Annotated in this window: 27 protein-coding genes; 11 read left to right on the plus strand and 16 right to left on the minus strand. The window is 41.3% G+C overall.

Annotation, left to right across the window (positions count from 1 at the left end; translation table 11 throughout):
- Window positions 1–6 precede the first annotated feature (6 nt).
- The gene (locus tag AC6JA8_RS08545; RefSeq protein WP_497976686.1) at window positions 7–804 is read left to right on the plus strand and encodes an enoyl-ACP reductase FabI; all 798 of its coding nucleotides are present in this window, start codon (window positions 7–9) and stop codon (window positions 802–804) included.
- Here AC6JA8_RS08545 and AC6JA8_RS08550 read toward each other — a convergent pair.
- Entirely contained in the window at window positions 801–1,574 is a 774-nt protein-coding gene (locus AC6JA8_RS08550; protein ID WP_497976687.1) for a hypothetical protein, read from the minus strand. The two genes, AC6JA8_RS08545 and AC6JA8_RS08550, sit on opposite strands and share 4 nt — an antisense overlap.
- Window positions 1,575–1,826: 252 nt before the next feature.
- On the opposite strand from AC6JA8_RS08550, the gene AC6JA8_RS08555 reads away from it, so the two are divergent.
- A complete protein-coding gene (locus tag AC6JA8_RS08555) occupies window positions 1,827–3,920 on the plus strand; it encodes a hypothetical protein (protein WP_497976688.1) in 2,094 nt (697 codons plus the stop codon).
- 3 nt (window positions 3,921–3,923) lie between these two features.
- Here the strand turns inward: AC6JA8_RS08555 and AC6JA8_RS08560 are convergent, their stop codons facing one another.
- The 9 genes from AC6JA8_RS08560 to AC6JA8_RS08600 form a co-directional block, all read right to left on the minus strand.
- Window positions 3,924–4,907, minus strand: a complete 984-nt coding sequence (locus AC6JA8_RS08560; protein WP_497976689.1) for an NAD-dependent epimerase/dehydratase family protein — start codon at window positions 4,905–4,907, stop codon at window positions 3,924–3,926.
- Window positions 4,894–6,537 (minus strand): fatty acid CoA ligase family protein, encoded by a 1,644-nt coding sequence (locus AC6JA8_RS08565; protein ID WP_497976690.1) that lies wholly within the window; start codon window positions 6,535–6,537, stop codon window positions 4,894–4,896. The genes AC6JA8_RS08560 and AC6JA8_RS08565 overlap by 14 nt, the downstream gene beginning before the upstream one ends.
- Before the next feature lie 4 nt (window positions 6,538–6,541).
- Window positions 6,542–7,405: an alpha/beta fold hydrolase gene (locus tag AC6JA8_RS08570; protein WP_497976691.1), complete on the minus strand. Its 864-nt coding sequence runs from the start codon at window positions 7,403–7,405 to the stop codon at window positions 6,542–6,544.
- Window positions 7,399–8,430, minus strand: coding sequence for a 3-oxoacyl-ACP synthase III (locus tag AC6JA8_RS08575; protein ID WP_497976692.1), 1,032 nt, complete (start codon window positions 8,428–8,430; stop codon window positions 7,399–7,401). Before AC6JA8_RS08575 ends, AC6JA8_RS08570 begins: the two co-directional genes overlap by 7 nt.
- On the minus strand, window positions 8,427–9,848 hold the full coding sequence (locus tag AC6JA8_RS08580) for a phytoene desaturase family protein (protein ID WP_497976693.1): 1,422 nt from the start codon (window positions 9,846–9,848) through the stop codon (window positions 8,427–8,429). The genes AC6JA8_RS08575 and AC6JA8_RS08580 overlap by 4 nt, the downstream gene beginning before the upstream one ends.
- Before the next feature lie 2 nt (window positions 9,849–9,850).
- Window positions 9,851–10,102, minus strand: a complete 252-nt coding sequence (locus AC6JA8_RS08585) for an acyl carrier protein (RefSeq protein WP_102243425.1) — start codon at window positions 10,100–10,102, stop codon at window positions 9,851–9,853.
- A 12-nt stretch (window positions 10,103–10,114) separates the two neighbouring features.
- Entirely contained in the window at window positions 10,115–11,356 is a 1,242-nt protein-coding gene (locus AC6JA8_RS08590) for a beta-ketoacyl-[acyl-carrier-protein] synthase family protein (protein WP_497976694.1), read from the minus strand.
- On the minus strand, window positions 11,343–12,002 hold the full coding sequence (locus AC6JA8_RS08595; RefSeq protein ID WP_102243427.1) for a GbsR/MarR family transcriptional regulator: 660 nt from the start codon (window positions 12,000–12,002) through the stop codon (window positions 11,343–11,345). The genes AC6JA8_RS08590 and AC6JA8_RS08595 overlap by 14 nt, the downstream gene beginning before the upstream one ends.
- Before the next feature lie 193 nt (window positions 12,003–12,195).
- The gene (locus tag AC6JA8_RS08600; protein ID WP_497976695.1) at window positions 12,196–12,399 is read right to left on the minus strand and encodes a hypothetical protein; all 204 of its coding nucleotides are present in this window, start codon (window positions 12,397–12,399) and stop codon (window positions 12,196–12,198) included.
- Between the two features lie 188 nt (window positions 12,400–12,587).
- Between AC6JA8_RS08600 and AC6JA8_RS08605 the strand changes: the two genes are divergently transcribed.
- Window positions 12,588–12,995 carry a hypothetical protein gene (locus AC6JA8_RS08605; RefSeq protein WP_491635179.1) on the plus strand — a complete coding sequence of 136 codons (408 nt, stop codon included), beginning with the start codon at window positions 12,588–12,590 and terminating at the stop codon, window positions 12,993–12,995.
- Here AC6JA8_RS08605 and AC6JA8_RS08610 read toward each other — a convergent pair.
- On the minus strand, window positions 12,979–13,512 hold the full coding sequence (locus AC6JA8_RS08610; protein WP_497976696.1) for a DOMON domain-containing protein: 534 nt from the start codon (window positions 13,510–13,512) through the stop codon (window positions 12,979–12,981). The two genes, AC6JA8_RS08605 and AC6JA8_RS08610, sit on opposite strands and share 17 nt — an antisense overlap.
- A 179-nt stretch (window positions 13,513–13,691) precedes the next feature.
- Here AC6JA8_RS08610 and AC6JA8_RS08615 point away from each other — a divergent pair, with 179 nt between their 5' ends.
- Window positions 13,692–14,993 carry a hypothetical protein gene (locus AC6JA8_RS08615; RefSeq protein ID WP_497976697.1) on the plus strand — a complete coding sequence of 434 codons (1,302 nt, stop codon included), beginning with the start codon at window positions 13,692–13,694 and terminating at the stop codon, window positions 14,991–14,993.
- Here AC6JA8_RS08615 and AC6JA8_RS08620 read toward each other — a convergent pair.
- Complete coding sequence (locus AC6JA8_RS08620) at window positions 14,990–15,760, minus strand: exodeoxyribonuclease III (protein ID WP_497976698.1); 771 nt, start codon at window positions 15,758–15,760, stop codon at window positions 14,990–14,992. The two genes, AC6JA8_RS08615 and AC6JA8_RS08620, sit on opposite strands and share 4 nt — an antisense overlap.
- A gap of 192 nt (window positions 15,761–15,952) precedes the next feature.
- Here AC6JA8_RS08620 and AC6JA8_RS08625 point away from each other — a divergent pair, with 192 nt between their 5' ends.
- Complete coding sequence (locus AC6JA8_RS08625; protein WP_102243432.1) at window positions 15,953–16,267, plus strand: helix-turn-helix domain-containing protein; 315 nt, start codon at window positions 15,953–15,955, stop codon at window positions 16,265–16,267.
- A gap of 29 nt (window positions 16,268–16,296) precedes the next feature.
- Here AC6JA8_RS08625 and AC6JA8_RS08630 read toward each other — a convergent pair whose 3' ends face one another.
- The gene (locus tag AC6JA8_RS08630; RefSeq protein WP_497976699.1) at window positions 16,297–17,019 is read right to left on the minus strand and encodes a hypothetical protein; all 723 of its coding nucleotides are present in this window, start codon (window positions 17,017–17,019) and stop codon (window positions 16,297–16,299) included.
- 161 nt (window positions 17,020–17,180) lie between these two features.
- Between AC6JA8_RS08630 and AC6JA8_RS08635 the strand changes: the two genes are divergently transcribed.
- Window positions 17,181–18,173, plus strand: coding sequence for a malate dehydrogenase (locus tag AC6JA8_RS08635; protein WP_497976700.1), 993 nt, complete (start codon window positions 17,181–17,183; stop codon window positions 18,171–18,173).
- Between the two features lie 67 nt (window positions 18,174–18,240).
- On the opposite strand, the gene AC6JA8_RS08640 is transcribed toward AC6JA8_RS08635, so the two are convergent.
- From AC6JA8_RS08640 to AC6JA8_RS08650, 3 genes are all read right to left on the minus strand, one after another.
- The gene (locus AC6JA8_RS08640; RefSeq protein ID WP_497976701.1) at window positions 18,241–18,444 is read right to left on the minus strand and encodes a hypothetical protein; all 204 of its coding nucleotides are present in this window, start codon (window positions 18,442–18,444) and stop codon (window positions 18,241–18,243) included.
- Between the two features lie 142 nt (window positions 18,445–18,586).
- Window positions 18,587–19,048 carry a Crp/Fnr family transcriptional regulator gene (locus tag AC6JA8_RS08645; RefSeq protein WP_497976702.1) on the minus strand — a complete coding sequence of 154 codons (462 nt, stop codon included), beginning with the start codon at window positions 19,046–19,048 and terminating at the stop codon, window positions 18,587–18,589.
- Entirely contained in the window at window positions 19,045–20,211 is a 1,167-nt protein-coding gene (locus AC6JA8_RS08650; RefSeq protein ID WP_497976703.1) for a hypothetical protein, read from the minus strand. The genes AC6JA8_RS08645 and AC6JA8_RS08650 overlap by 4 nt, the downstream gene beginning before the upstream one ends.
- A 58-nt stretch (window positions 20,212–20,269) precedes the next feature.
- Between AC6JA8_RS08650 and AC6JA8_RS08655 the strand changes: the two genes are divergently transcribed.
- The 5 genes from AC6JA8_RS08655 (at window position 20,270) to AC6JA8_RS08675 (ending at window position 24,715) form a co-directional block, all read left to right on the plus strand.
- On the plus strand, window positions 20,270–21,481 hold the full coding sequence (locus AC6JA8_RS08655) for a peptidase U32 family protein (protein ID WP_102243438.1): 1,212 nt from the start codon (window positions 20,270–20,272) through the stop codon (window positions 21,479–21,481).
- Window positions 21,478–22,674 (plus strand): U32 family peptidase, encoded by a 1,197-nt coding sequence (locus AC6JA8_RS08660; protein WP_497976704.1) that lies wholly within the window; start codon window positions 21,478–21,480, stop codon window positions 22,672–22,674. The genes AC6JA8_RS08655 and AC6JA8_RS08660 overlap by 4 nt, the downstream gene beginning before the upstream one ends.
- 7 nt (window positions 22,675–22,681) lie before the next feature.
- Window positions 22,682–22,990 carry a hypothetical protein gene (locus tag AC6JA8_RS08665; protein ID WP_497976705.1) on the plus strand — a complete coding sequence of 103 codons (309 nt, stop codon included), beginning with the start codon at window positions 22,682–22,684 and terminating at the stop codon, window positions 22,988–22,990.
- A gap of 35 nt (window positions 22,991–23,025) precedes the next feature.
- Window positions 23,026–24,198 (plus strand): hypothetical protein, encoded by a 1,173-nt coding sequence (locus AC6JA8_RS08670; RefSeq protein WP_497976706.1) that lies wholly within the window; start codon window positions 23,026–23,028, stop codon window positions 24,196–24,198.
- 82 nt (window positions 24,199–24,280) lie between these two features.
- Window positions 24,281–24,715 (plus strand): hypothetical protein, encoded by a 435-nt coding sequence (locus AC6JA8_RS08675; RefSeq protein WP_497976707.1) that lies wholly within the window; start codon window positions 24,281–24,283, stop codon window positions 24,713–24,715.
- Window positions 24,716–24,765 lie beyond the last annotated feature (50 nt).

Consider the following 24,765-nt stretch of genomic DNA (forward strand, 5'->3'; position numbering starts at 1 on the left):
AAAACTATGAGCTTTTTAAAATTAGAAAATAAAACATTTTTAATCACTGGTGTGGCCAATAAAAAATCGGTGGCCTATTTTTCAGCAAAAACGCTGGAAGAAAATGGAGCAGACCTGATTTTTACTGTTCAAAATGCAGATGCCAAAGAAAAGGTGGAAAAACTTTTTCCTGGTAAAAAAGTTTTTATTCTCGACGTTGAAAATGAAGCGAGCATCACAGATCTTGGAAGAAAACTCCAAGATGACAAAGTCACTCTTCATGGATTCCTTCACTCCATTGCTTTTGCCAATTACTCAGAAGGAATGAAGCCTTTTCACGAAACAAAGCTTGCCGATTATCTTCAGGCTTCAAACATTTCATGTTTCTCACTGGTGGCGATGTCTAACGCCATTAAGCCGGTATTGGCCCTTGACGCTTCAGTGGTGACTATTTCTATTTCAAGCACGCGTGCGACTAACTATGGTTATATGGGGCCGATTAAAGCTTCATTAGATGCGACTGTCGCATACCTCGCGAAGTCTTTTTCAAGCGATACAAAAGTGCGCTTTAATGCTGTTTGCTCAGGACCTCTTAAAACTTCAGCTTCAGCTGGAATCCCAGGTTATATCGACAACTATCTTTATGCTGAACAGCTGACGATGAGACATGTTGCTTTAGAGACACAAGAAGTGGCAAACACGGTGGCGTTTCTTATGAGCCCGGCCTCAAGTGGAGTTAATGCTTCAAATATGGTGGTGGATGCAGGTATGGGCGCCAACTACTTCGATGAAAAAGTAGTTGAGGCCTACGCGAAAAGAACCTAAGACTTTCTCAGAATAAAAATCATGAAAATGAGATAAATCCCGATGGCCGCGATGGTGAACTTCAGGATGTTTTCCGTCTGCTCATTTTGGGCCTGCACGCTCTCTTGATAGTATTTGGCGATGATCTTCATTTCAGCAGAGATATTTACTTCTTTAACACCCTTTAAGATCACATCGATCTCTTTAACTCTTTTATGAATTGTATCCAGATGCTTTTGGTATTTCACCAGGTCTTCGTTAGTTGTATTGGCAAAGCTAATGATTTGCCCCAGGATTTTCTGGTCTTCTAATAAGCGCATCTCATTTTCTTTATGAGATGAAGCAATGAACATGTAAGCGTCTAAGATGCATTCGCGGTAGAAATCTCTTTTATCAAGAGTGTACTTGATATTCTTTTTTTCTAATTCATTGTAAGCGGGAAGAAGGGCCGAAGAACTGTCTCTTAATTCTGCACGGGCCTTTTCAAAGTTTTGTAACTGCTTAACTCTCAATTCAAAATGTGACCTGATTTTTTTTACAGACTCAGTAAGTTCAGGTGTGCTGCGATTGATGTCGTTAATGAGCCCGAGTAATTCATTGATTCTAAGGATTTCATCTGAAAGCTCAGAACTATCGGCCGTTAAATTTTTTCGAAGATAGAAGGCGGTGTTGGCCACCTGAGAGTCAATAGAGCGCAGTTCATCGAAATCAAAGCGTAAAACACTCTTTCCCGGTTCAATCTGTGTGAGGTTTTTATAGAAGAGCACACCGCTGATGAGAGTGATAAGCATAGTAGAAAGAATAAATATCTTTAATCGCATAATTTAAGAATAATGCCCGAAGACGCCCAAGTTTGCGAGTCCTATCGGAATCCTGACTAATTTTCTTGAGTTTTATGTGAAAAACACTTCTCGTGAGAACAATTCTGGGCACTTTTACAGGGAGCTGGTGGACGCTAAATATACACAATTAAAATGGTCAAGTTTTATCTAGGGAACACCGAAGAGCCTCTATACAATGTCACGTAGTGGATGGGGCCTGTCATGAAAATCAAATTCATCGCTACATTAACGTTTCTTCTGATGAGTCAGTTTGCACTGGCCCAGGAAGATTTTAATTACCTGACATTGAACAAAGATATCGCGAGTTCTACCGGAAGCGGATTGGATACAATCGGTGGTGGAGAAGCGGATCTTTATCAACAAATCGCCAACGAATTTAATCTTGAGTATGAAAATATCGGAAAAAGAGAAGCTGCCAAAGTTCTGGCAGGCAATGCTCTTTCCATTACTGGTGGTCTCAACAGTATCGGGTTTTCTTATAAAAAGCCATTTATCAATTTCGGAGTCAGTGTGGATAGAAACCTGGCACCGGATCTTTTTGATGACAAGAGATGGATCGTAACAGATACATTCACTGTTGATATCGACGCTTCTAAAGTTTTAGGAAGCCTGCGCGACTCAGGTGCGATTGATATGACAGAACAAAACTTCGCGGCCTTTGCCGGAGTTGTCTTTAAAAGAAAGTTCACATGGGTTCACTACGCTAATTCATATAACGATGGATTAATGGGGCATTTTGAAAAACTGTTCATGCCTTTTAATGCTTTAACTTTTTCTAACGTTGCTAAACTTGATGCCAATGAAATGATCTTCAAAGAAGACTCTATTTCTGTAAAAGCAGGAGGGCTTGTTTCAGCTCCTCTTTATACCGGTGTCACTGGTATGGCCGGAGTTCTGGCGAGGTTTGAGCGCTTAACAAGAGTAGAAGTGGTTTCACTTGGAAATTCAAACATCCAGGTAAGTTCTGAAAAAACAAAAGTGGCCTCTGCTGGTTTTAACCTCGCTATCCAGGCCGACTTCCTTAAGATTCTAAGAATGACTCTGCTTTCGTATGACTTTAACTACGAAATGCAATCAAGCTATAAAGTTTACTTAAACATCCCACAAATGGATTTAATGGAAATGGACACTCAAAGCCCGGTGGCGATGGAGTTGACTCAGATCTTGAAAAACCGCGAAGGGGATTTAGATACCCTTGCTCCTTACATTATTTCTGAAGAAAAGAAAGTGTCTCAAGCAGTGTCTCACAAATACAACTTCCTTCTTTTAGGAGCTCAAAAGAGTTCTAAAACACAGCAAATCGAAATCACGAAAGAAGGACGAGTAAAAACGTTCTTCCGTCATTATTATGAGAAAATGAAGTATACGGAAGATTTTCTTTCGCGTTTATTTGCAAGCTTAATCTATGCGATTACAAATTCGGATGTTTCTGCGACAAAACTGGCCAGCGATACAAAAAAAGTCACTATTGAGTACGATGCAACCAGAAACCTGCTTGAAGGGCGTGAAGACCTTTATGTTGGAGAAAGAGCATCGAATGAACAAAAGCTCTCGATGACTTTTACTTCAGACTTTAAAACACAAAAGACAAAAGGTTTCTCTGGGAAAAAATACCGTGAGCGTGCGAAATTTATTCTTGAGAGATATTCAGGTGTAGACCCACTGGCCATCAGTATGATTGAAAGTGAGCATCTTGTGGCCCCTTTCCACATTGAAGGAAAATACCAGGTCAACATCGATGGTATCCGCTACTTGAATACATTGGGTGTTAACACCGTCTTTGATCATTTCGATGGATTGTGTGATGAGTACCCAAAAAACAGTTTCATCAATTTTAGAAACTTGTTTGATAACTGCCGCAAGAATCTTCAGAATGATTATATTGATTACATGAAAGACTTAACTCACGATAAAGTTTCAAGTGATGAAATTGATCGTTGTGAGAAGAAATCTTTAAAATACATTTTCTTCCCAAGTAAAAGAAGAGCTTTCATTAAAAACTGCCTGGCCGATGTCAATAAACTTCCGGCGACAGAATGGGTAAATGTTCCTCTTTGGCCGCTTAAGAACTTATCGACAAATATTGTGAATAACTCTTATAGCAAAGTTCACTTCTACAACCTGTTTGGTTTAACGAATGTGTTCTTCTTTGGTACATTTGATGCCAACACAGCTGATGGCCGTGCTTTCACAACCAGCTTCCACGAAGGAGCGTTTAAAGGGTTGGGAGCAGTTGACCACTATATGCGTGTGGAGAACTTAAGAGCACCATCGTCAGTTGTTGTTGACCAGTAGAATTTAAGAAAAAAGTTTATCAAGACCTTCTTCAATAGAGTATTTAGGTTTAAACCCTAAATCGTGCTCAAGATTGTGGTGATTGTAGTAATGGGATTTTCCTAATTGCAGGGCCACAAACCTCGTCATCGGCGGGTGGATGTCGTATTTTCCTACGAGCTTAAGCCCCATCTCAATCATAAGGCCGACTGTATAAGCGATTCTAAAAGGAACCTTCTTAGTGATGGGCGGAAGTTTTGAGCGCACTAAAAGCTCATTAGTGAAGTCCCATAGCTTAATTGGGCCTTGACCCAGGAAATAAGCTTTACCGGCAATAGGAGAGTTTGCTTCGAGTTTTTCTAGGGCCATGACATGGGCCAGGGAAGCATTTTCAACATAAGTGACATCGACTAAGTTTTCACCGTCGCCCACAATCTTTAATCGACCGGCACGGGCGGCTTCTACCACTCGAGGAACCAGGTTTAAGTCCCCAGGTCCAAAAATTAAATGCGGACGAAGAGCAACAGTGGAAAGAATACCATTGTTTGCCATAAGTACTTTCTTTTCAGCGATGGCCTTCGTTTCGGCATAGATTGAAAGATAGCGTTCAGGATAACCAATAGACTCATCAACACCTTTAAGACTTTCTTCTCCAAAGGCCACACTCGGTGTGCTGGTATAAACGCATTTTTTAATATGGTGCTTGTGACAAGCGCGGATAATGTTGTCCGTTCCCGTCACATTGGTTTTATAAAAATCATCATAGCGCCCCCACATTCCCACTTGAGAAGCGGTGTGGATAACGGCATCGATTCCTTCTAAGGCTGCCTCGACATCGTCGTAGTTTCCCAGGTCGCCTTGTCTTTGGATAACGCCTAAATCGTCCAGGTTTTTATATTTTTTTCTCGAGAAACTATAAACTTCATAACCGCGCTCTTTGAGATCTCGCACGATATAGCTTCCTAGAAAACCACCGGCACCGGTGACTAAAACCTTAGTTGATTTCATGGGACTCAATCTCTTCTTTTAATTTCTTGCGGTCAATTTTGATATTGTGGCGGACATCGACCGGAAAGTGTTTACTTAAATAAATCTTTTGAATCATCGACGTGTGCGGGAATTTTTTTGCCAGAGAAAGAAGCTCGCTTTCAAAGATTGATCTCTCTTTTCCAGAGAGGAATTGCCCGTCTTTTCTTTCGATTACAATGGCCGGAGTTTGTTTACCGCGAACTCCTAGACCTACAAGGGCCGAACGTCTTACGGCCGGGTGTTTGTTAAAAATAGCTTCAGCGGGAATCGGAGTCATAAGCCCTTCCTGCGTCTCCACTCGGTGAGCTTTTCGTCCTAAAAACCACAGCTGGTTTTTTTCATCTAAAAATCCCATGTCGCCCATGCGGTGCCAGATTTTGTCACCTTCATAGATTTTGGCCTCACGGGTTTTTTCCGGAAGATCCAGGTACTCTTTGGTCACTGTCGGGCCGGAAACAATAATTTCTCCCACAGTGTTTGTTCCTAAAATTTTAGCATCTGATAGTTTTTCAATCGTCTGATCAGTGATCGCAATAATTTTAACTTCTGATCCCGGAGCAACTTCACCAATACAAGTGCCTTTTCCGTTTTCTGTCAGGTGAGCTGTTTGTTTTAAAATAAAATCACCGCTGATATTTGAAACTGGAAGAGCTTCAGTCGCTCCATAAGGAGTGTAAGTCGTCCCATTCGGTAGAAGCCCTTTAAACTTGCGGTGAATAAGAACAGAGACAGGGGCCCCAAACATCACCACGTATTTAATACTTGGTAGAGTCAGTCCCTGATCCAGACAGTAGTCGGCCACGCGCTCCCAGATGGCCGGAGAGCCGGCGACAAAAGTCGGTTTATTATCGATGATATTTTGATAAAGCTTTGCCGGATTACACTGTCCCGGTTTACTCGGGTCCATGTCTGGAATACAGCTTGTCATTCCCATGGCGATAGTAAAAAGCGAGAACAAGGGAAACCCTGGAAGGTCCACATCATTTTCTGTCAGCCCATATAGGTTTTTTAAGATGCTGGTTTGTTGATCAAAAATAAAATGCGAGTAGACGACACCTTTAGGAGCACCAGTTCCACCCGAAGTAAAAAGAATCGCTGCTGTATCTTCAGGAGCAAAACTTTCCATCTTAAAGGTTTGCACCTTTTCTTCTTTCATCTTGGAGATTTTTTGCATTTTTCCCCAAGCACGCTTTCCATTTGTGACATTAAATTTGATAGACTTGAAAGTCTTTCTAAAAATGAGCCTTGCAAAGTGCACTTCTTTTTCTGCAATCAGCGCCACTGGTGCGCAGTCTTTAATACACTTTAAAAGGTTTTCTCTTCCCATGCCCGGATCGATAAAAACCGGAACAACTCCCAGCTTAAAAAGAGCAAATGTCATGGCCGAAAAATCCAGGCTCGGTCTTAAGAAGAGCAGAGTGCGGTCGCCTTTTTTAAGGCCCATCTTCTGCAAAGAAGTGGCAAATTTATTCGACCTGATATCGAGCTCTCTAAATGTCAGGGCCTCATAATCGTATTTTTTGGTTTTTTTATTAAATTTGGGAAACTTCACCGCCAGTTTATCGGGGTGAAGTTTGGCATTTTGACTTAAGCGTTCGGCGATGTTCATAGTTTTAATTTTTTAAGAACGTTTCAATTTCGGCGATCACGTCGCTGGTTTTATCTTCCACCAGGTAGTGGCCTGCATCCGGGTAAGTCTTAACTTTGGCATTCGGGAAAAAATCCAGCCAGCGTTTTTGAAAATTCATAGTGAAGCAAAAATCCTTTTCTCCCCAAAGAAGAAGAACCGGAACTTTTAGGTTTTTAAGTTTGTCTTCGATTCCCGAAAGTGTTTTATAAGTCGGGTGAACTTCATTCATGGGGATATCGCGGACGAATTTTGCCGTCGCAATTCTTGATTCAAATGAATCGTAAGGAAGAACAAATCCTTTTTTAACGATAGGAGAGAGCTTCTTTGTCACGGCCATCGTTGTGGCAGGCCCTGCGAATCCATTAAAAGTCCTGATGAACCATTCGCCCACCGGGTTTCTTAGAATGTTAATTCTCATTGGGATTTCAAGGGATCTAAAAGCTGCCGTGTTCATAACGACCATCTTTTTAATCAGTTCTGGATGAGCAGTCGCCACACCCATACCAATAGCACCACCCCAGTCGTGAACCACGAGAGTGATATCTTTTAGGCCAAGTTTTTTAACAAGAGCAATCGTATTATCAATATGGTTTTGAAGAGTGTACTCGTAGTCCTGAGGTTTAGTCGAAAGACCACAGCCGATATGATCGGGAACAACGACGCGAAAGTTTTTTGAAAAATGTTTCGCTAGATTGCGATAGAAAAACGACCATGTCGGATTCCCATGCAGCATCAGGATGACTTCCCCTTGTCCTTCATCGACGTAGTGAAGTTTTTCATTTTTTACATCTAAAAAATGTGCAGAAAAAGGATATTCGTTTTTTAGTTCTTGAGGAATTGTTACCATTTTACACCTAACATAATTGAAGAGAGTCCTGAGCCAATTCCTAGAAGGGCGATGTTGTCGCCTTTTTTGATGAGTCCTTTTTCATGGGCCATCATAAGAGTAATAGGCAGAGCACTTGAGCCCGTATTGCCTAAAAAAGGATACGTTCTAAATGTGTTTGTTTTATTGAGTTCGAGAGATTCAAGGGAAAGTTTCTCATGGGCACTTCCCACCTGGTGAGTGAGAACGAAATCAACATCTGAGTTGGTCCATGAAAGATTATTTTTAGCAAGCATCCAAGTGTCTTTGCCAAGGGCGATGCCGTATTTTAAAAGTTCTTCAGAGTCTGTTTCCATCACCAGCGAGTGAGTGTTTCCATCTCCACGACAGAGGTGATTGGCACTTGAGTCCGTCATGACAGCTCCCCCTAAAACGCGGGGAGAATCTGGAGAGAGGTCTTTGTGGGTGATTAAGAAGGCCGTCGCCGCTGAACCGATTGTCAGGTTCGCGATATACTTCTTAATATTTTTTCTATCAATAGATGGATTCGTTAAAAGCTCATTAATCGTGCTTTCAAGTAATGGCCCGCCATTTTCACCTGAAACAATCAGTGCTGTTTTAATTTGTCCTGACTCAATCATATTTCCAGCAACAACAATGGCGTTAATCACACCAAGGCAGGCGTTGGATAAGTCAAAGATCATCGCTTTTGGAGAAAGTCCAAGATTGGCGTGAACAACAGAAGCCGTGGCCGGCTCTAAAAAATCGCGGCAAACAGAAGCGTGAATTAAAAGGTCGATCTCTTCTGCTTTAATTTGTGAGTTCTTTAAACAAGCGCGTGCTGCAGCTGTTGAAAGATCACTTGGTTTTGTTCCCGGGGCCCATTGTCTTCTGGCCGAAATTCCGGTCATGAGTTCCAGTCTGCCTTCCGGAAGTTTTAATTTTTCATAAATAGGTGAGAGTCTCTGCTCGATTGCGGCAGAGGTAAACTCGTTTTCTGATAAGTCGTAACCAAAACTATGAATCACGACATTGTTAAATTTCATTTTAAATCCCCTTGTAGAACATGGAGGTTTGCCATTGAGATACCTGAGAGCATAGAGCCCACGATTCCTAAAAAGCCCTGGTCAGTTCCACAAATGTAAAGACCATCAATCAGAGTTTTTCCGTTTCTTGATTTGTCTGTCGAGCCGTACACCGTTCCTTCAAAGTGCTGAGTGTAGCGCTTGATCGTCGTCGGTGTAAAAATATCTTTAAAAAGAATCTGGTAGTCTGGATTGATTCCACAATTTTTTAGAATCCCTTTTGCGTTTTCACACAGGAGTTCTTTTTGTTCTTTATAAAGCGTTTTATCTTCAGCTGATTTTAATTCATTCCAAAGATCAAAGTTGGCGATATTGGTGATTCGTAAAACACCTTCAGGATAATCATCCTGGTAATTGTCGTATTTAAAATTATTCGGGAAACACACCACCGCACTTTCGCGGTCAAAAAGAGTCTGGGGTTTTTGGTATAAATACTCTGGGCGGTTGTTGTAGAAAATAATCGTCGCATCGACACCCAAGTCGCGCGGCTTTTTATCTGTTACAAGAATACTTTCACAGAAGGAAAGTTTTCCCACGGCCGGGTGATTTAAGCTTTCAAACTCACTGACGACACCATAAGTCTCAGGAAGACCCATGCTGGATAAAATCTGATCACATTCAATAATTTGATTGTGATTGATCTCAACCCCGACAATACGCCCCCCGTGGCTGATGATTCTTGTCACTTCCGATTTAAAGCGCAATTCTCCGCCGACATCAGATAGTTTTTTTAACAACAGGTCAATAATCGTGCGCACTCCACCTTCCGGGCGAGAAAAGCCTTCGAGGAAAATGCTCTTAAACATGATAACAAACTGAGAGAAGTCCATGTCGTTTTCCCAGGCACTTCCGTAAATCAGAAGGGGGCAAAAGATCATTTCAACCAGGGAGTCGTTTTTAATAAATGTTTTCACCACGGTCTTGGCCATTACGGTTTCATTGTTTAAATTGACTTCATCAAAATTTTTGATGTGTTCAAGTAAACGGATGAAGCCGTCAATTTCCTGGGGAAATTTCTGGTTGATCTCTTCGATCAGGACATTGATCTCGTTGGTGAATTTTAAACTTTTATCCGGGAACTGAATCAGTGAATAGTTTTGTGGAGAAAGTTTAAATTCTTCATAGGGGATTCTTAACTGCTTCATCAGCTTGTTAAAAGGTTTTCCCCTATCAGATGGAGTCACAAAATTTGTCAGGGCGTGAAGACCCACATCAAACTTGCGCTTTCCTCTGGCGTAATAAGAATTCAGACCACCGCTGATTGTGTGTTTTTCTAAAACCAGGACTTTTTTATTGTACATGGCAAGGCGGATGCCGGCCGCAAGACCAGACATTCCAGCACCGATAACCACACAATCAACTTTTTCGGTCGTGTTCATTATTATTGATTGAACTTCGGAGCAAGGTACTCAACACAAGATGCCATTGTAGCAAGTCTTGGGTAGTCTTCTTGTGGAACTTCGATTTTGTGGCGCTTTTTTAGCTCCATTACGATGTCCAGGAAGTCCATTGAGTCCAGGTCAAGTTGCTCTCTTAGTGCGACTTCGTCTTTGATTCCTGTTACATCGTCATCAAGAGCGATGTCAGCGATGATGTCTAGAACTTTTGTACGTACTTCTGCGTTTGATAACATAATTTTCTCTCCTTATTGAGCAAACTTCTTAATGATTAATGATGAGTTAATTCCAAGCATTCCGAATGAGTTATTTAAAATGTATTTTGAATCATGAGCAATTTTTTCACCGTTAACCAGGTTGGGAATCGCACACTCTGGATCGAGGTTTTCGATCTTTTTACATGGGTGAACATAGCCATCTGTAAATGATGGAATGTTACCTGCAAGTTCAAGGGCCCCGGCCGCTCCCATGGCGTGTCCGATAAATCCTTTAGTCGCGTTGACGAATGTCTTTTTTGAGTTTCCAAAAACCTGAGCGACTGCCTGACATTCCTGGATATCTCCCTGGTTTGTCCCTGTCGCGTGCATGCTGACGATGTCGATATCAGAAGCTTCAAGACCCGCTTTTTTCATCGCAAACTGCATACATTCAATTTGTCTTTCAGTGTTGGGAAGAACGAAATCTGTAGCATCACTGTTAGAGTGGTATCCTACGATTTCAGCGTAGATATGAGCGCCTCTTTTTTTAGCGTCTGATAGTCTCTCAAGTACGTACACAGCTCCACCTTCACTAACGACAATTCCATTTCTGTCTTTATCAAGTGGGCGAGTGGCAAGGGCCGGGTCTTCGTGATGGCCAAGAGCTCCTTGGGCTTTAAAAGCAGCAAAAATCCCAAATGTTTCTGTCGATTCAGAAACTCCACCAGCAAACGCTAAATCCACTTCATCTAAAAGAAGCTGTTGAGCTCCTTGAATGATTCCCAGGTTTCCAGCGGCACAAGCGGCGCCGATAGTATAATGAGGGCCTGTGATTCCCATGTTAAGAGTCACTTCACCAGCAGGGTTGTTGGCAACTGTTCTTGGGTTGTGGTGGTGAGACCAAAAACTCACATCTTTATTATGAGTATTATAAAGATCGTGGATTTCATTTTCAGTTTCCACGTTTCCGTGTTCTGTGATTCCTAAATAAACACCAACGCGGTTTTTATCCACGCCATCAAAATCGATTTTTGAATCAATCAATGCTTCTTTTGTACAGTAGATTGAAATTGCTCCAGCGCGTGTCCCGCGTTTTCTCATCTTTTTTGGCTGGTGTTTTGTTTCATCAAATTTACATAGACCAGCGGCCACGACACCCATATGGCGGATTTCCGTGTGAACGATTCCACTTTTTCCTGTAAGAAGTCCTTCGCGCAGTTCGGCCAGGTTATTTCCCAGAGGAGAAGTTAATCCAATACCAGTGATCACAATTCTCTGATTATCGTTTTTCATAAATACCCTTTAAATTATTTTTAAATTTTTCAGTCAGGTTATCTTTAATAGTCATTGTAATGTCAGCAAGTGGTCCCGCTGTCGTCGCCAGAAGATCCAGTGCCTTTGGCAGACGCTTTACCATCGCTTCATATTGAGCATCAAATTCAGCGCGCGTTTTATTGTGGGCCATAGTGATTACAAAATGCATGACACTCTCAGCGATCTCACAAGTCGTCACAATAGACTGCATTCTTCTTTTTCTACTGGCGTCCTCAGGAGATTGGGACTTATCCAGCACCCTCTGGGCCATGCGTTTAAAGTCAGCGACAACTTCTTCTTCGCGTTTTCTAAACACACTTGCCACAATCGCCAGTGAGTCTTCTTTCGCTGAATGAAGTTTCGCCTTGGAGCCCTGATTATCTCTATCACCAGTTGTTTCAATCGCCCCGAAGTGGGTGAGAGTTTTTAGTGAAAGTGAAACGGCACTTTGAGAAAGATTTAATGTCTGTTCGATTTCTTCAGAAGTGAGTGGTTTTTTAGCGAGAACCAGTAAACCAAAAACACTTCCATCAATTCTTTTGAAACCTATGCGCGAGAAGAAAATCTCAAAGCTTGGAAGCTCTTTTAAGATCTCTGCTTCAACAATCGAATTTGATGTCGTCATAAGACTGATCCCATTGATATTTTTAAGTTATTATAAAAATATAATATATAAAATATTTGCGATTAAGGCGGGTTTGTCCAGTGGTATTTAGTAAAAGAAATGTCTTTGGGAATAAAGAATATGCGTTATGAAAATAAAAAAGCATCCACGAAGGATGCTTTTATTGAGAGAAACTTGAATTTAATTATTGTGTTTAGCCGTCGTATTCTTCTACGTCAGACACATCCGATGAATCACTTTCATCAATGATTACTGGGGGAGTCGAGGCCGATCCTGGAGCTGGTGCAACAGATTCTTCCGATTCTGGGAAGATCATCTCGTCGTCTTGAGCGTGTGCGTAAGACAGAGATACGTTGAAGAGAACTAGTCCTAGTAATAAAAGACGTTTAGTTTTCATTGGGTAAGAGCCTCCATTAGTGCCTATGCCCCAGTATAGCACTCTCTCTGGCCGGGTGGTAGTAGAAAATAGTGCAAGAAATTCGGGGCTTCCCCCTACAAATATGTTGATTTTCCTTGAAACATTCTTAAAAATTTAGACTAAGATAGTGTAATATTTTCGATAAACATTAATTTCTAAAGGTGCGCATGGGCGGATTTAAAGACGATTTGGATGACTTAGATGAAGAACTAGAACTCGACGGAGACGAGGGTGGGGATGATGATTTCTCATTCGACGACGACGAAGACGGGGAAGAAGGCAAGGGTAGCGGGAAAAAAGGCAAATCAGAATCTGGTGGCTTTAACCGTGAAAGCTATTACGTATATAAAGACAAATTAGTTCAACTTTCAGGAACGATCAGACCAAAAGAGCGTTCAAAAGAAGGCAAAGTAATTAGTCTGGATTTCAAAACTGATGACAAGATTTACTCGGTCGTTATGGACGATATGGGTAAGAAGCTGACAGCTTCATGTTTCCAGGAATTCCTGGTGACTGGTCTTGTGAGTAAAGTTTCTGAGAAAGAGTATACGATCTCGATTAAAACTTACATTTAAACGAATCCAAATGGTGGAAGTTGGGTCTTGTATCCTCGTGAGATAAGGCCCAATAACTCAAATCACCGTTTTTCGCTTTAATCACGCTGGTAATCCCGGCCGACATTTCTCCCTTGAAGAATCCTTCTGGAAATTTAGTCTTATCAATTTTCACGATCAGATGAAACACGTCCATACTCAAGAGGATATCAAATTCCACTTTGTCCATTGGGGCATACTCAGTTAAGGCGTCGCCTTTTTTCTCAAAGTAAAAAGCATTCCACTCAAAGTCGGGTGAGAAGTTAAATTCCATGTAACTGTTTTTATCGTTCTTAATAAAAAGCTCAAAACAGCTTTTTTCCCACAGTTTTATCACGCGTGCATGTTTTGGTGTGCCGGTTCCTAAATCAAGGGCAGGGAGGTTTCCTTGCACCTTATAACTTATATAGATGCATTCTTCTGTGTTGTTGAACTCGCTGGCGATAGTGATGGTAGGAGCGCTTTCTTTGTTAAAAGGAGTAAGAGAAAATTTTGCCATTTTGAAATCCGATTTAAACGTTTGGTTATTTTGAATTTACTTTAAGTCATCATGTTACCGAGAAGATTACTATGAAATGGGCGTATTTTATAATTTTTTTCTCTTATGTCTTCTTACTGAAGACTTCTTATGCTTTTGACAATGATACCTTTACGAAGGTCAATAACGCCAATCATTGGATGTCTGCAAAAAATTATAACACAGCAGTGTACAGCGAAGCCGAGGCCATTGTTAAAGTGGGGCTGGATGAAGATAAAAAGACGCGCGAACTCACTAAGCTTCAAGAAGAGGAGTTTAATAACAAACCGGCCTGTGGTCATTGCCCAAGTCATTTGAAATTGACCCGCTCAATTAACGATATTCTCTCGAAAATGAGAGAGAATCCGGAACTTAAAGACAATGATGAAATCCCGGTGAACATCAATCATTTAAAGTTCCTCTATTTCACAGTGAAAACCAGAACAGAAGACGGAGCTCTAAAGTGCAACCGTTATATGGATGTGACAAAAGATTTAAAACCGACGGCCTTTGACGGACAAATGGAGCTGGTGGCCGAGGATGCCTATAAGTTTGAAGGAGTCACCACTGTTCAGGTTTTAGACCCGGATAAAGAAGAAGTGATTTATTATTATCGCGGTGAAGGTGATCAAAAAAATATCATCGTGCAAGCAGTAATGGGAAAAGACGGCGGTAAGTTTCGCTACTATTATTATCGACCGAGTGAAAAAGAAAAAAATCCTTATAATCTTCCTTCTTTGGGAGAAGAAGTAGCTGATGTCACAGCGAAGAAAAAGAAAATCAGTGAAGGCCCGGAATTTCCTGAAGAAAAAACAATGACAGGTTTTTCCGCGCCAGCAAGTAAAGACAAATTTAATTTGAATTTTAAGCCCCGACTGGAAAAAAGAAATAAGTATCTTCCTAAGAACATACACCTTGCCGATGGTGAAGTGAGTGAAGAGATTATCGGTGGGCTTCGTGTGAACGCGGGGACAGCTCTATCTGTAGTGAAGGGGAATGAAGCGAGATTAGATATCCAAAATGCAGAAGGTTTTAAGTATGTTGAGATCAATGTACGCACAAAAATTACCGGAGAGACAGAGCATTCATTTGCTGTTCCCTATGAAGTGAGATTAAGCAGTGTGGATGATAAGGATGCTTATCGCCTGGCCGGAAGAGTTGAAGACCAGACTCACGCACAAGTTGCAAGTCTTGCTTTAGTTGATGGGTATATCCAGCATATCAGGGCCGAATTGAGACGCGATAAAAATACTTCAAAAACATCGCTGGTTTTGGGGCGTGACTTTGATATGGGAAAAACTGAAATGGCCTCTGTGTTTGTCGGTCGCGATGAAGAGCGCAGCAAGTTTATTTCTCTTCAACACAAAAAGTTAGTAGGCAAGAGCACTACGATGGTTCTCGACGTAAAATTCGACGAAAACAAAAAAGCGACTCTTACCTATCAGTTGCGCAGCCGTTTTTAGAAAATAATTTCCACCGGACAATGATCACTTCCCATGACATCTTGGAGATGTTTAATTTTTTTCATGCGCTTTTGGATATTTTCATCAATGAAGAAGTAATCGAGTCTCCACCCGATATTTTTCTCACGACAACCTCCGCGGTAAGTCCACCAGGTATACTCATCTTTTTTATCCGGATAATGAAGCCTGAAGGCATCAGCAAATCCTGCTTCAACCATCTCGTCTAAGAAGGCGCGCTCGTGAGGAAGAAAGCCGGTGCTATTGACGTTGTTTTTTGGGCGAGCAAGATCGATTTCTTTATGGGCGGTATTGAGGTCTCCTGTAATGAGAACCCCTTTTTTTTGAGAGAGTTTCTTAGCGAGCTTTAAAACTTCACGCGAGAATTCTAGTTTATAGTCGACGCGAGAGTGGTCTTCCTTTCCATTGGGAAAATAGCCAGTCAGTACGTAGAAGTCTGCGTACTCGGCCCAAATAAAACGCCCTTCGATGTCGAATTTTTCGATCCCAATACCAATATTTACTTTTAATGGGGGTACCGAACCTTTTTTTATCATCAAGGCCGTGCCGGAGTAGCCCTTTCGGGTGGCCGGGTTTAAATAAACCTCATAGAAGTCGCTCCAACCTTCCAAAATCTCCCGAACATCCTCGTGAGTGGATTTTATTTCCTGTAGGGCAATGATGTCTGGTGAACTTTTTTCAAACCATTTGGCAAAACCCTTTTGAGTTACGGCGCGGAGTCCATTGATATTCCATGTGACGATGTGCATAAAAAACCCCTGTGAATAAAAAATGCATATTTTACAAAAATTTTGTTTAAGTTTTTCTTAAAGTTTGTTAAGGTAGTCTAAAGGTTTTGAAGTTAACAGTTCAAAATTTATTAATTCGCTCTGGAATATAAACAAAATATTAAGTACCACATAACAACATGTGAGTGACGACCTGATGGAGGAAAATTATTTATGAGATCATTCAAAAATATCGCTGCATTGATTAGAACAAAGCGTATTAACCATCCAAAGAGCTATTCACAATCTGACCTTTCATTACTTCTTGGATATAAAAACGGCCAGTTTATTTCAAACGTAGAACGTGGATTATGTAACGTGCCGCTAAAGATGATGAAGAAGATCTCAGAAGTTTTAGATATCTCGGCTGAAGAGATTAAGACTGCGATCCTTAAAGATCACGAAGAAACTCTGACAAACTACTTCAATAAAGCAACTGCGACGAAAAAAGCTCCTTCTCGCGACCTAGAAAACGTAGAAGTTCTATAATTTTAATTTAAAAAAACTCCGGCCGAGTCCTATAGGTTTTTATACCTTAAATAGTCTTCGGCCGTTCCCACACTTTCTTCCGTATCGTCTGAATAATCACAATTAATTTGCGACTGTAAAAGGTGAGGCTCTGCTGGTGGCAGGTCTTCTGGAACCACATCACCTTCAATCGGCAATTCGTGGTTAGTCGTATAAATGCGGTCATTTTGATAACCGTTATTTCTCTTTTCAAAAAGCACTTTCACATCTGGCGCAAGCTTGCTTTCGAAGTCGCGGATGTCGTTGAGTGTGTTATAGAAATTTCTTTCGAGCTTTGCCTTTTGAGCAGGATCTGCTCTGTAGAAAAGGTCGTGGTATTTTCTTCTGGCAATAATATGCTGATCAAGCAGGTTTAAATACTTTTCATAAATGCGCTCAATAGGAGAAACTGGCCCTTGGGGCTGGCCTTGTCCTTGAGGGCGTGGACGGTTGTGGTGTGGTCTTGGTTTCTTTTTTTGACCTTGACCCTGGCCTTGCTGTCCTTGAGGCTGATTAGGGCGATTAGGGTGCTGACCTTGCGGCCTTGCTTGTTGTCCTTGCTGGCCCTGTCCTGCTTGGCGAGGCTCTGCGTTGTTTCCTTGTCCTCCGCCTGGGCGGTGGCGGCGGCGGTTGTTGTGCCTTCTGTTATTTTGTCCCTGACCGCTTTGGCCACCTTGGTTACTTTGAGGTCTCTGCTGATTTCCACCAGAATTATTATTTGATTGCTCGCTCATTCTTTGATCCTTAGTTGATGCTTACATTATTGGTAAAAACTCATCTAAGTCAATCCGCATAATGCTCAAATGTTTTATTTACCAAAGCTTTCTCTAGCGTTATCATGCCAGAGCTATCTAAAACTCTTTTTCATACACAAAAATCTATAGAGGAGATCCTAATGAGCGCAAAAAACCGCGTGAAAGTAGCAGTCACTGGAGCTGCAGGACAAATTGGTTATGCATTGTTATTCAGAATTGCATCTGGACAAATGTTTGGACCTGAAACAGAAGTTGAACTTCAACTCATCGAGCTTGAAGCTGCTCTTGGTGCACTTAAAGGTGTAGCAATGGAGCTAGACGACTGTGCATTCCCACTACTAAAAAAAGTAACATGTACATCTGACTACGCTGTAGGATTTAAAGATGTAAACTGGGCCATCCTGGTTGGATCTGTTCCTCGTAAAGACGGAATGGAGAGAGCTGATCTTCTAAAGATCAACGGTGGTATCTTCACAACTCAGGGACAAGCAATCGCAGCACACGCCGCAAAAGACGTTAGAGTGTTCGTTGTTGGTAACCCATGTAACACAAACGCATTGATCGCGATGAACGCAGCTAAAGGTGTTCCATCTGACAGATTCTATGCAATGACAACTCTTGATGAAAACAGAGCTAAAACTCAGCTGGCACAAAAAGCTGGTGTTGATGTAACTGCTGTTTCAAACATGACGATCTGGGGTAACCACTCAGCAACTCAATACCCTGATTTCTACAATGCTAAAATCAACGGTAAATTTGCTCACGAAGCAATCGCTGATCAGGAATGGCTAAAAGGCGCTTTCATTGAAACTGTTCAAAAGCGTGGAGCTGCGATCATTAAAGCTCGCGGTCTCTCTTCAGCTGCTTCAGCTGCAAATGCTGTTGTAGATGGAATTTACCACCTTACTCACGAAACAAAAGCAGGTGAGACATACTCAATGTGTCTGGCCTCTGAAGGTCAGTACGGTGTCGATAAAGGTCTAATCTTCTCGTTCCCATGCAGAACTGTTAACGGAAAACTTCAAGTCGTAGATGGCGTGAAGCTTAACGATTTCGGAACAGAGAAATTCAACGTGACTCTTAACGAGCTTCGCGGAGAAAGAGACGCTGTAAAAGAATTAGGTCTTATCTAATTCCTTTACAACATAACGAAACATTCACTTAAAAAAAAGGCCCCTTTTAAAGGGGCCTTTTTATTAGCTAATAGTTTTCGTTATAATTCTCAAATCTCTTGCTGTGGAATTTGTGTGGTGCCTGCTCTCCATCTTGAATTTTGGCAACATCAGATTTTTGTTCTTCAGCGATTTGTCTTGAAGGCGAAGAAGAACAGCTTGCTAGAAGAGCGACTGTAAACACACAAAGAGAAAGGTTTAAAAGACCTTTTTTAGATAGTAATGTTTTCATAGGACCTCCTTGTAAAGTCGTTCAGTAAGATGATGAATTCCTTTCAACATCTTCTACTATGTATACTGCTAGTATCGTGCCAAAGTTTCGCTGGGCATTTAGGTGACTATCGGTGTTTTTGTGGCACCGATGGCCTCGTTTTTTATGATGATCGTGAATGTTTTTTTTGATCGACTAACTTAAAACAATGGGTTTGCTCTTCGATTGTCAGGGGTTTTATGCCCTCTACATTTTTTTTACGGATACCTTTTGACCTTATCAGCTCATCTCCTTCTCTTATCTTTCTAGTCAGTTGTTGACCTAAGACTTTCATCCAGGGAGGACAGCGCTGATTCATTTCCTCGTAAGGGATTTTAACGAACTCTGTGTCTTCCATGCAGATGATACTGGCACTTCTTGCGCCTTCATCGAAGAAAGAAAGCTCACCAATATATTCTCCGTCACCGAGATAGGCCACAGGGATAATCTGTGATCCCTTCTGAACGAAGACCATGACTTTTCCTTTCTGGATAATGAAGAGATCGTTTTCTTCATCCTCGGCCAAAAAAAGAATGTCATCTTTTTTCAATTTGATTTTTACAGTACCTTCAGACTCCAGACTCATTTCGATACTCCTTCTTCGTTCACACTTAAAATCTTTTTTAAGATGTCACCAAGTTCGCTGACCATGCTTTGATAGAAAACATTCTGCGGGACAATTTCATCTTGAAAGAGTCCTTCATCTCCGAGTTTGGAACTCATGAATTGATCAAAGTCTAAAACATTGACCTGGTTCTTCTGGGCATAGGCCTTAATGATGGCGTTGTAGACAGCGTTTCCTCGCCAATTTGCACAGTCAAAAACAGTGGCCTTCATCAGTGCATCTCTGGCCGTTTTGATATCGCCAACCCCTTGGGCCGCGCGACCCAGAAGATAGAATGAACGGGCATTGGAGAAGGTGACACCTGAGAGCTCTAGTGCTTTAGGGAAGGCCATTTTATAAGCGCCTTCTTTTAGTTCAGCTTCGATTTCCTGCTGGACACCGATGACATCTTCGCTTTCAGCATGAGCACAGACTTCTTTAGGTTCGGCCTCAAGATTGAGCGGAGCTGTGATAAAAATCAGATTGCTTTTTTTGTCTTTGATGTAATCGACAAATTCTCTGATTTCATATTCAAAAAGTTTGAAAGTCAGTTGCTTTTCACTCAGTTTAGCATTGGCGGCCAGGTTAGATTTGTACTCTTTAAATTCACCCAGGTCCTGATAATGAATATCGCGGTAGAGTGCTTTTGAGACCCATGGGAAAGTGATGATGAGTGAGATAAGTTTTTCATCATCGAAGGTCTTAAAGTTTTTCAGGATCTTTCTTTGGTCATCGATCTCAAATTTTTTTTCAAAGAGTTCACTGGTTCCTCCAAAATAAATGATGATGGGAGGAAGTTTTTTAAGCATTTTTATCTTATGAATTGTACGAAAGAGCCCTTCATTATCCGCACTCCAGTTGTAGATTGTCGGAGGTGTTTTCACCAATCCTTGAAACTGCGAACGAATGTTTTCTGTATACGGATCTAGGGTTTTTCCCATGCGATCGCCGACAATGAGAATCTTGGCATTTTCTGCTTCCTGAATCTCCTTAGCGTGGTCCTTCTGGAATTTTTCATCAAAACTGTTTAGGAAAGAGTATGGGTACGGGGTGATGACCGTGCGTTTTTTGGAATAATCCCAGTATAAGTAGGCACTTGCGCCGACAACCCCAAGGAGAATCAAAATGAGTAACTTTTTTAACATACTTTGATTGTATTGGATTTTTTTGGTATCTAAAAGGGCGTATTTAAAAAGGAAAAGTATGACCAACACCATTTGGACCCCGGAGCTTTTGAGCCCGGCCGGAAGTTTAGAGAAATTGAAAGTAGCTGTTCTTTACGGAGCAGACGCTGTGTATTTGGGTGGGCAGAAGTTTGGACTTCGCCAGGCCTCAGACAATTTCACTGCCGAAGAATTAAAAGAAGGCGTAGAGTTCGCTCATGAAAGAGGTTCACTGGTTTATGTGGTTCTTAACAGCTTCCTTCACGATAAAGATTTAGAAGAGCTTCCTGAGTTTTTAGCTCTGCTATCAGAATTAAAAGTTGATGCCGTTATTGTTTCTGACTTAGGGGTTATCACTGAAATTCAAAAACACTCTAATTTAGTCATCCATTTATCAACTCAAGCTTCATGCTTAAACGTCGAGTCTGCAAAACTTTGGAAAAAAATGGGCGTGACGAGAATTGTTCTTGGTCGCGAAGTGACGATTAAAGAAGCAAAGAAAATTAAAGAAGAGACAGGTCTTGAGATTGAAATGTTTGTACACGGATCAATGTGTATGGCCTTCTCTGGAAACTGCGTGATCTCAAATTATACTCAAGGCCGCGATTCAAACCGCGGAGGGTGCGCGCACTCTTGCCGTTTTGAATACAGTATTGATTTCAACCAGGATGAAGAGGCCAAAAAAGCTTTCTTCATGTCTTCCAAAGACCTGGAAGGAATCCGCATGCTCACAGAATTCATCGAAGCGGGAATTGATTCACTAAAAGTTGAAGGAAGAAACAAAAGCCATTACTACGCAGGAACTGTGTCGAAGGTTTATGCTGAAGCTCTTCGCTATTATAAAACTCACGGGAACTTCCTTTCAGACGATTTAATCCGTTGGGAAGAAGAACTAAGAAAAATCTCTCACCGCGATTACACGACAGGAAGCCTGGATGAGTATGCGGATGAAAGCTCTATCTACAATCAGCGCGAAAGCGATGAAATCGAATATACGGTCAGTGGTGTCGTTCTTGAAGTAAAAGAAAATGAACACATTCTGATGGAAGTTAGAAGTGCATTTTATCCTGGAGATGAGTTAGAGATCATGCCTTTTAAGGGCAGAATCATTAATCATAAGATCGCGACGATTAAAACCATTGCAGGAATTGAAATCCCAAAATCAAAACCGGGAAGTGTGGTGAAGGTTCCGTATATGGCCGGAGCTGAAAGATTCAACCTGATTAGAAAAAAAGCAGAGGTGCGCGTATGAAATTTATCACCTATGCAGAAAATAAAACTCAATTAGAAAAACTGGCCTCACTTGTGAGTGCTGGAAAAGTTAACCGCGATGACCTCGAAGTAATCGTTGGGACAAGAACTCTTTCTCGCTACAGTGAAATGGGGCTTGAAGGGCTTTTAGAATTGGTTACATTAAACCAGTCGCTGAAGCTTCCGCTTGTTTTAGAGTGGGATGTCCTTCAGCAAGAGAGCTTGTTTTTAAAAAATAAGGAAACAATTGCGAGACTTCCTCTGCATGAATTTAAGGCCATCCGAGTTCAAGACCCGGGAGCGCTTAACACGATCGTAGAAACATACCCGTGGTTAAAAGTGCAGTTGATTTTAGAAAATGGAAACCATAACTTCCAAGGCCTTTCTCGTTGGAGTTCTTTCCTGGGCTCTCAACTAGACCGCCTGGTGCTTTCAAATGAGCTTTCACGCGAGCACTTAAGCCGCTACGCTAGTGAACTGTCATCGGGACTAGAAGTCCTGGCCTTTGGTCGCATTCTTCTTTTTTATTCTCCACGCCTTTTACTTTCTCCACTAAAAAAAGAAGAGATTCAGAAGTCGCTTCAGGATAAAAATATCGAGGCCTTCGGAACAAGTGAGGAGAGTCCCCATGCAGGATTCCCTTTAATTGAAAACGCTCACGGGACTTTTATGTTCAACGTAAAAGACCTGTACTTACTTGATCACTTAGAAGAATTAAAAGCGCTAAACATCGCTGCTGTTCGTTTTGACCTGCGCTTTGATGAAAGCTTTAATCACTTAGAGACAATACTTGATCTTTACTATGGCCGCGTGTCTCATGCTGATATTAATATCAAAAATGCTCATCCTCGCCCGATGATTAAGGGTTTCTACAACATCAATAAAACTGATGTCCTGTTTACGAAACTTAAGAATAAGCGCATCCAGCGCCAGGACGACAACTACATTGGCGAGATCGTTGATGTGGAACGCGACCAACAGATGGCCCTCGTGATTAAGTCAAAACACTTAAAACTAAACCTTGGCCAGGAAGTTCAGTTAGTCACCCCTGAAGGAAAAGTGAAAAATGTCAGCATCAACACGATGATTGACACTAGCCGCTTAGAAAAAGAAAGTGCAGCGACTAACGAGATCGTGCTTCTGCCTTTTTTAAGTGGAGTGGTTGCAAAAACTCAAGTGTACCTGGTTCAATAGGAAGTTTATGAAAATCATGACTCTTCTTTTTATCGGCCTTTTTTCAGCTTCTGCCTTTAGCAGTACATTTATGTGCCGTAGCTACAAGACAGGCGCGCTGATTATTGCTGACACCGAAAGAAGAGAGATCATTGTTAAAGATCGCTTTGGCAATGAGCTTAATATCCTCGACGAAGTAGACAGCACTGCTGTTGACTCTACGCTTATCTTTACTCTCGAAGGAGAGGTTGTTTTTAGTGTTGAATCCTACGAAGACGGAAAACTTCTGGGCACATTTGAAAACGACAGCTCTTATCAGTGTTTTGTGAGAAATTAGTTCTCATCTTCTCGAATCATCAGTACAATTTATTTATGGAAAATGTAGAAAACAAACCATTGCGTTCGCTGACAACGCCATCGATGGATTTTTTGCTCTTAGGTGGGCTGAGTTTGATTGTATGGGCAGTCATGACATCAATGCGACTTTTACAAACAGAGCAGGATGCCCAGCCGCAATTTTTTCAAATGATGCTGGCCTTTAGTTGGCTTTCTCTTGTCTGCAACTATCCACATTTTTTAATTTCCTATCGTTTTGGTTACGGAAGAGGGAAAGGTTTCATTTTAAAAAACTGGCCTTCGCTCATTGGTGTTCCAGTTTTTTTTCTCATCCTCTATATTGTGACGTTTTTTCTTTTTCACGAACAAATTTACACTTCATCATTTGTCGCCGGACTCAATAGTATCTTTAGTGCGGCAGGGATTGGCTATAAAGTAGGAGAGCTTCCTAACTTGGGGATTGAGTTGTTAGGACTTGCTGTTCGAATTATGTACCTTACGACTGGATGGCATTATTCTAAGCAGGCCTTCGGTTGTATTATGGTTTTTTCTCATTATCATGATTACCCCATTAGTAAGTTTCAACGTCTTATTTGGAAAATCAGTCTTTTTAGTGTGGCGATTTACAATTTCTTTTTTGTGACAAACCTGGCAGCGCAAAGTAATGGTCCTTTTGCTATGTTTTTTAATGTTCCAATGAGTAAAATCATTTTGCCAACAATCCTGGAGACCTGGTCGTTATGGGCCGTCATTATCAGTGGATTGATGGTGGTCTATTTTGTCCTTTATAAAAACTTTAAAGCAGGGAAAACTCCGACAAGTGCGATTCTTGCTCCATGGATTGCGTTGCACTTTTGGTGGATTCCTTTATTCGGGATGATGGATTTTTTCTATTTGGCCGTTCCTTTTTTCCATGGTCTTCAATACCTTCTTTTTGCTTACCAGTTGGAAGCTCCTGATCATAATTGGGAAAGAATTAAAAAAATGAAAGTGATGGGCCTAAAAATCCTCATTCTTTTTTTGGTCGGATATCTTTCTTTTGACTATATTCCACGTTCAATGGATTCACTTTTTTCTACAGACAGACGCTTTCAGGTAATGTTTTTCTTTGTGGCCATCCCTGTCTTTATCAATGTTCACCATTTTTTCATCGACAGCGTCGTCTGGCGCTTTAACGACGAGACCATCAGGAAGAAACTCCTGGATTAAAACCGTGTAAGAATGACAATCCTTCCACAATCTTTCCATAGTCATTTGGTACTTGAATGTATCGACGATTCTTGGAGGGATTATGAAGAAAATTGTTTTAATGAGTTCTCTGTTTACTATGGCCGCTGCATCAGCTGATACAACTCAAGTGGCACAAGATGATATTCTTAAAGAAAGTACTGAAGTCTTAAACTGCGTCACTGTGGACGGACGTCAAAAAAGCGCTTCTGCTATTAAACCGACACTTCCAGATAGAACAATTGAAATTTCTACACCAATACCTGCTGCGGCAGAAGTTGCAGAGGCCACTGAAGTTCCTCCTGTTGATGAGATTGCTGAGAGTAAAACTCTAAGCCCTTCGGAAAAATTAAAGGCCTACAGACAAAAATTGGAAGAAAAGAATCTAGTTCTTTTAGAAAAGAAATTAGAGATGATCAGGCTTGAACAAGAAATGGCCCTTCTTCGCAATTTAGAAAGATCGATGAATAAGACTTTAAGTGCAATAAAAGATCTTTAGGGTCCCCTCGAAACCCTAAGGATTCTGGCACTTTAAGACCTTTCCATGAT

The organism is Bacteriovorax sp. HI3, assembly GCF_059738875.1.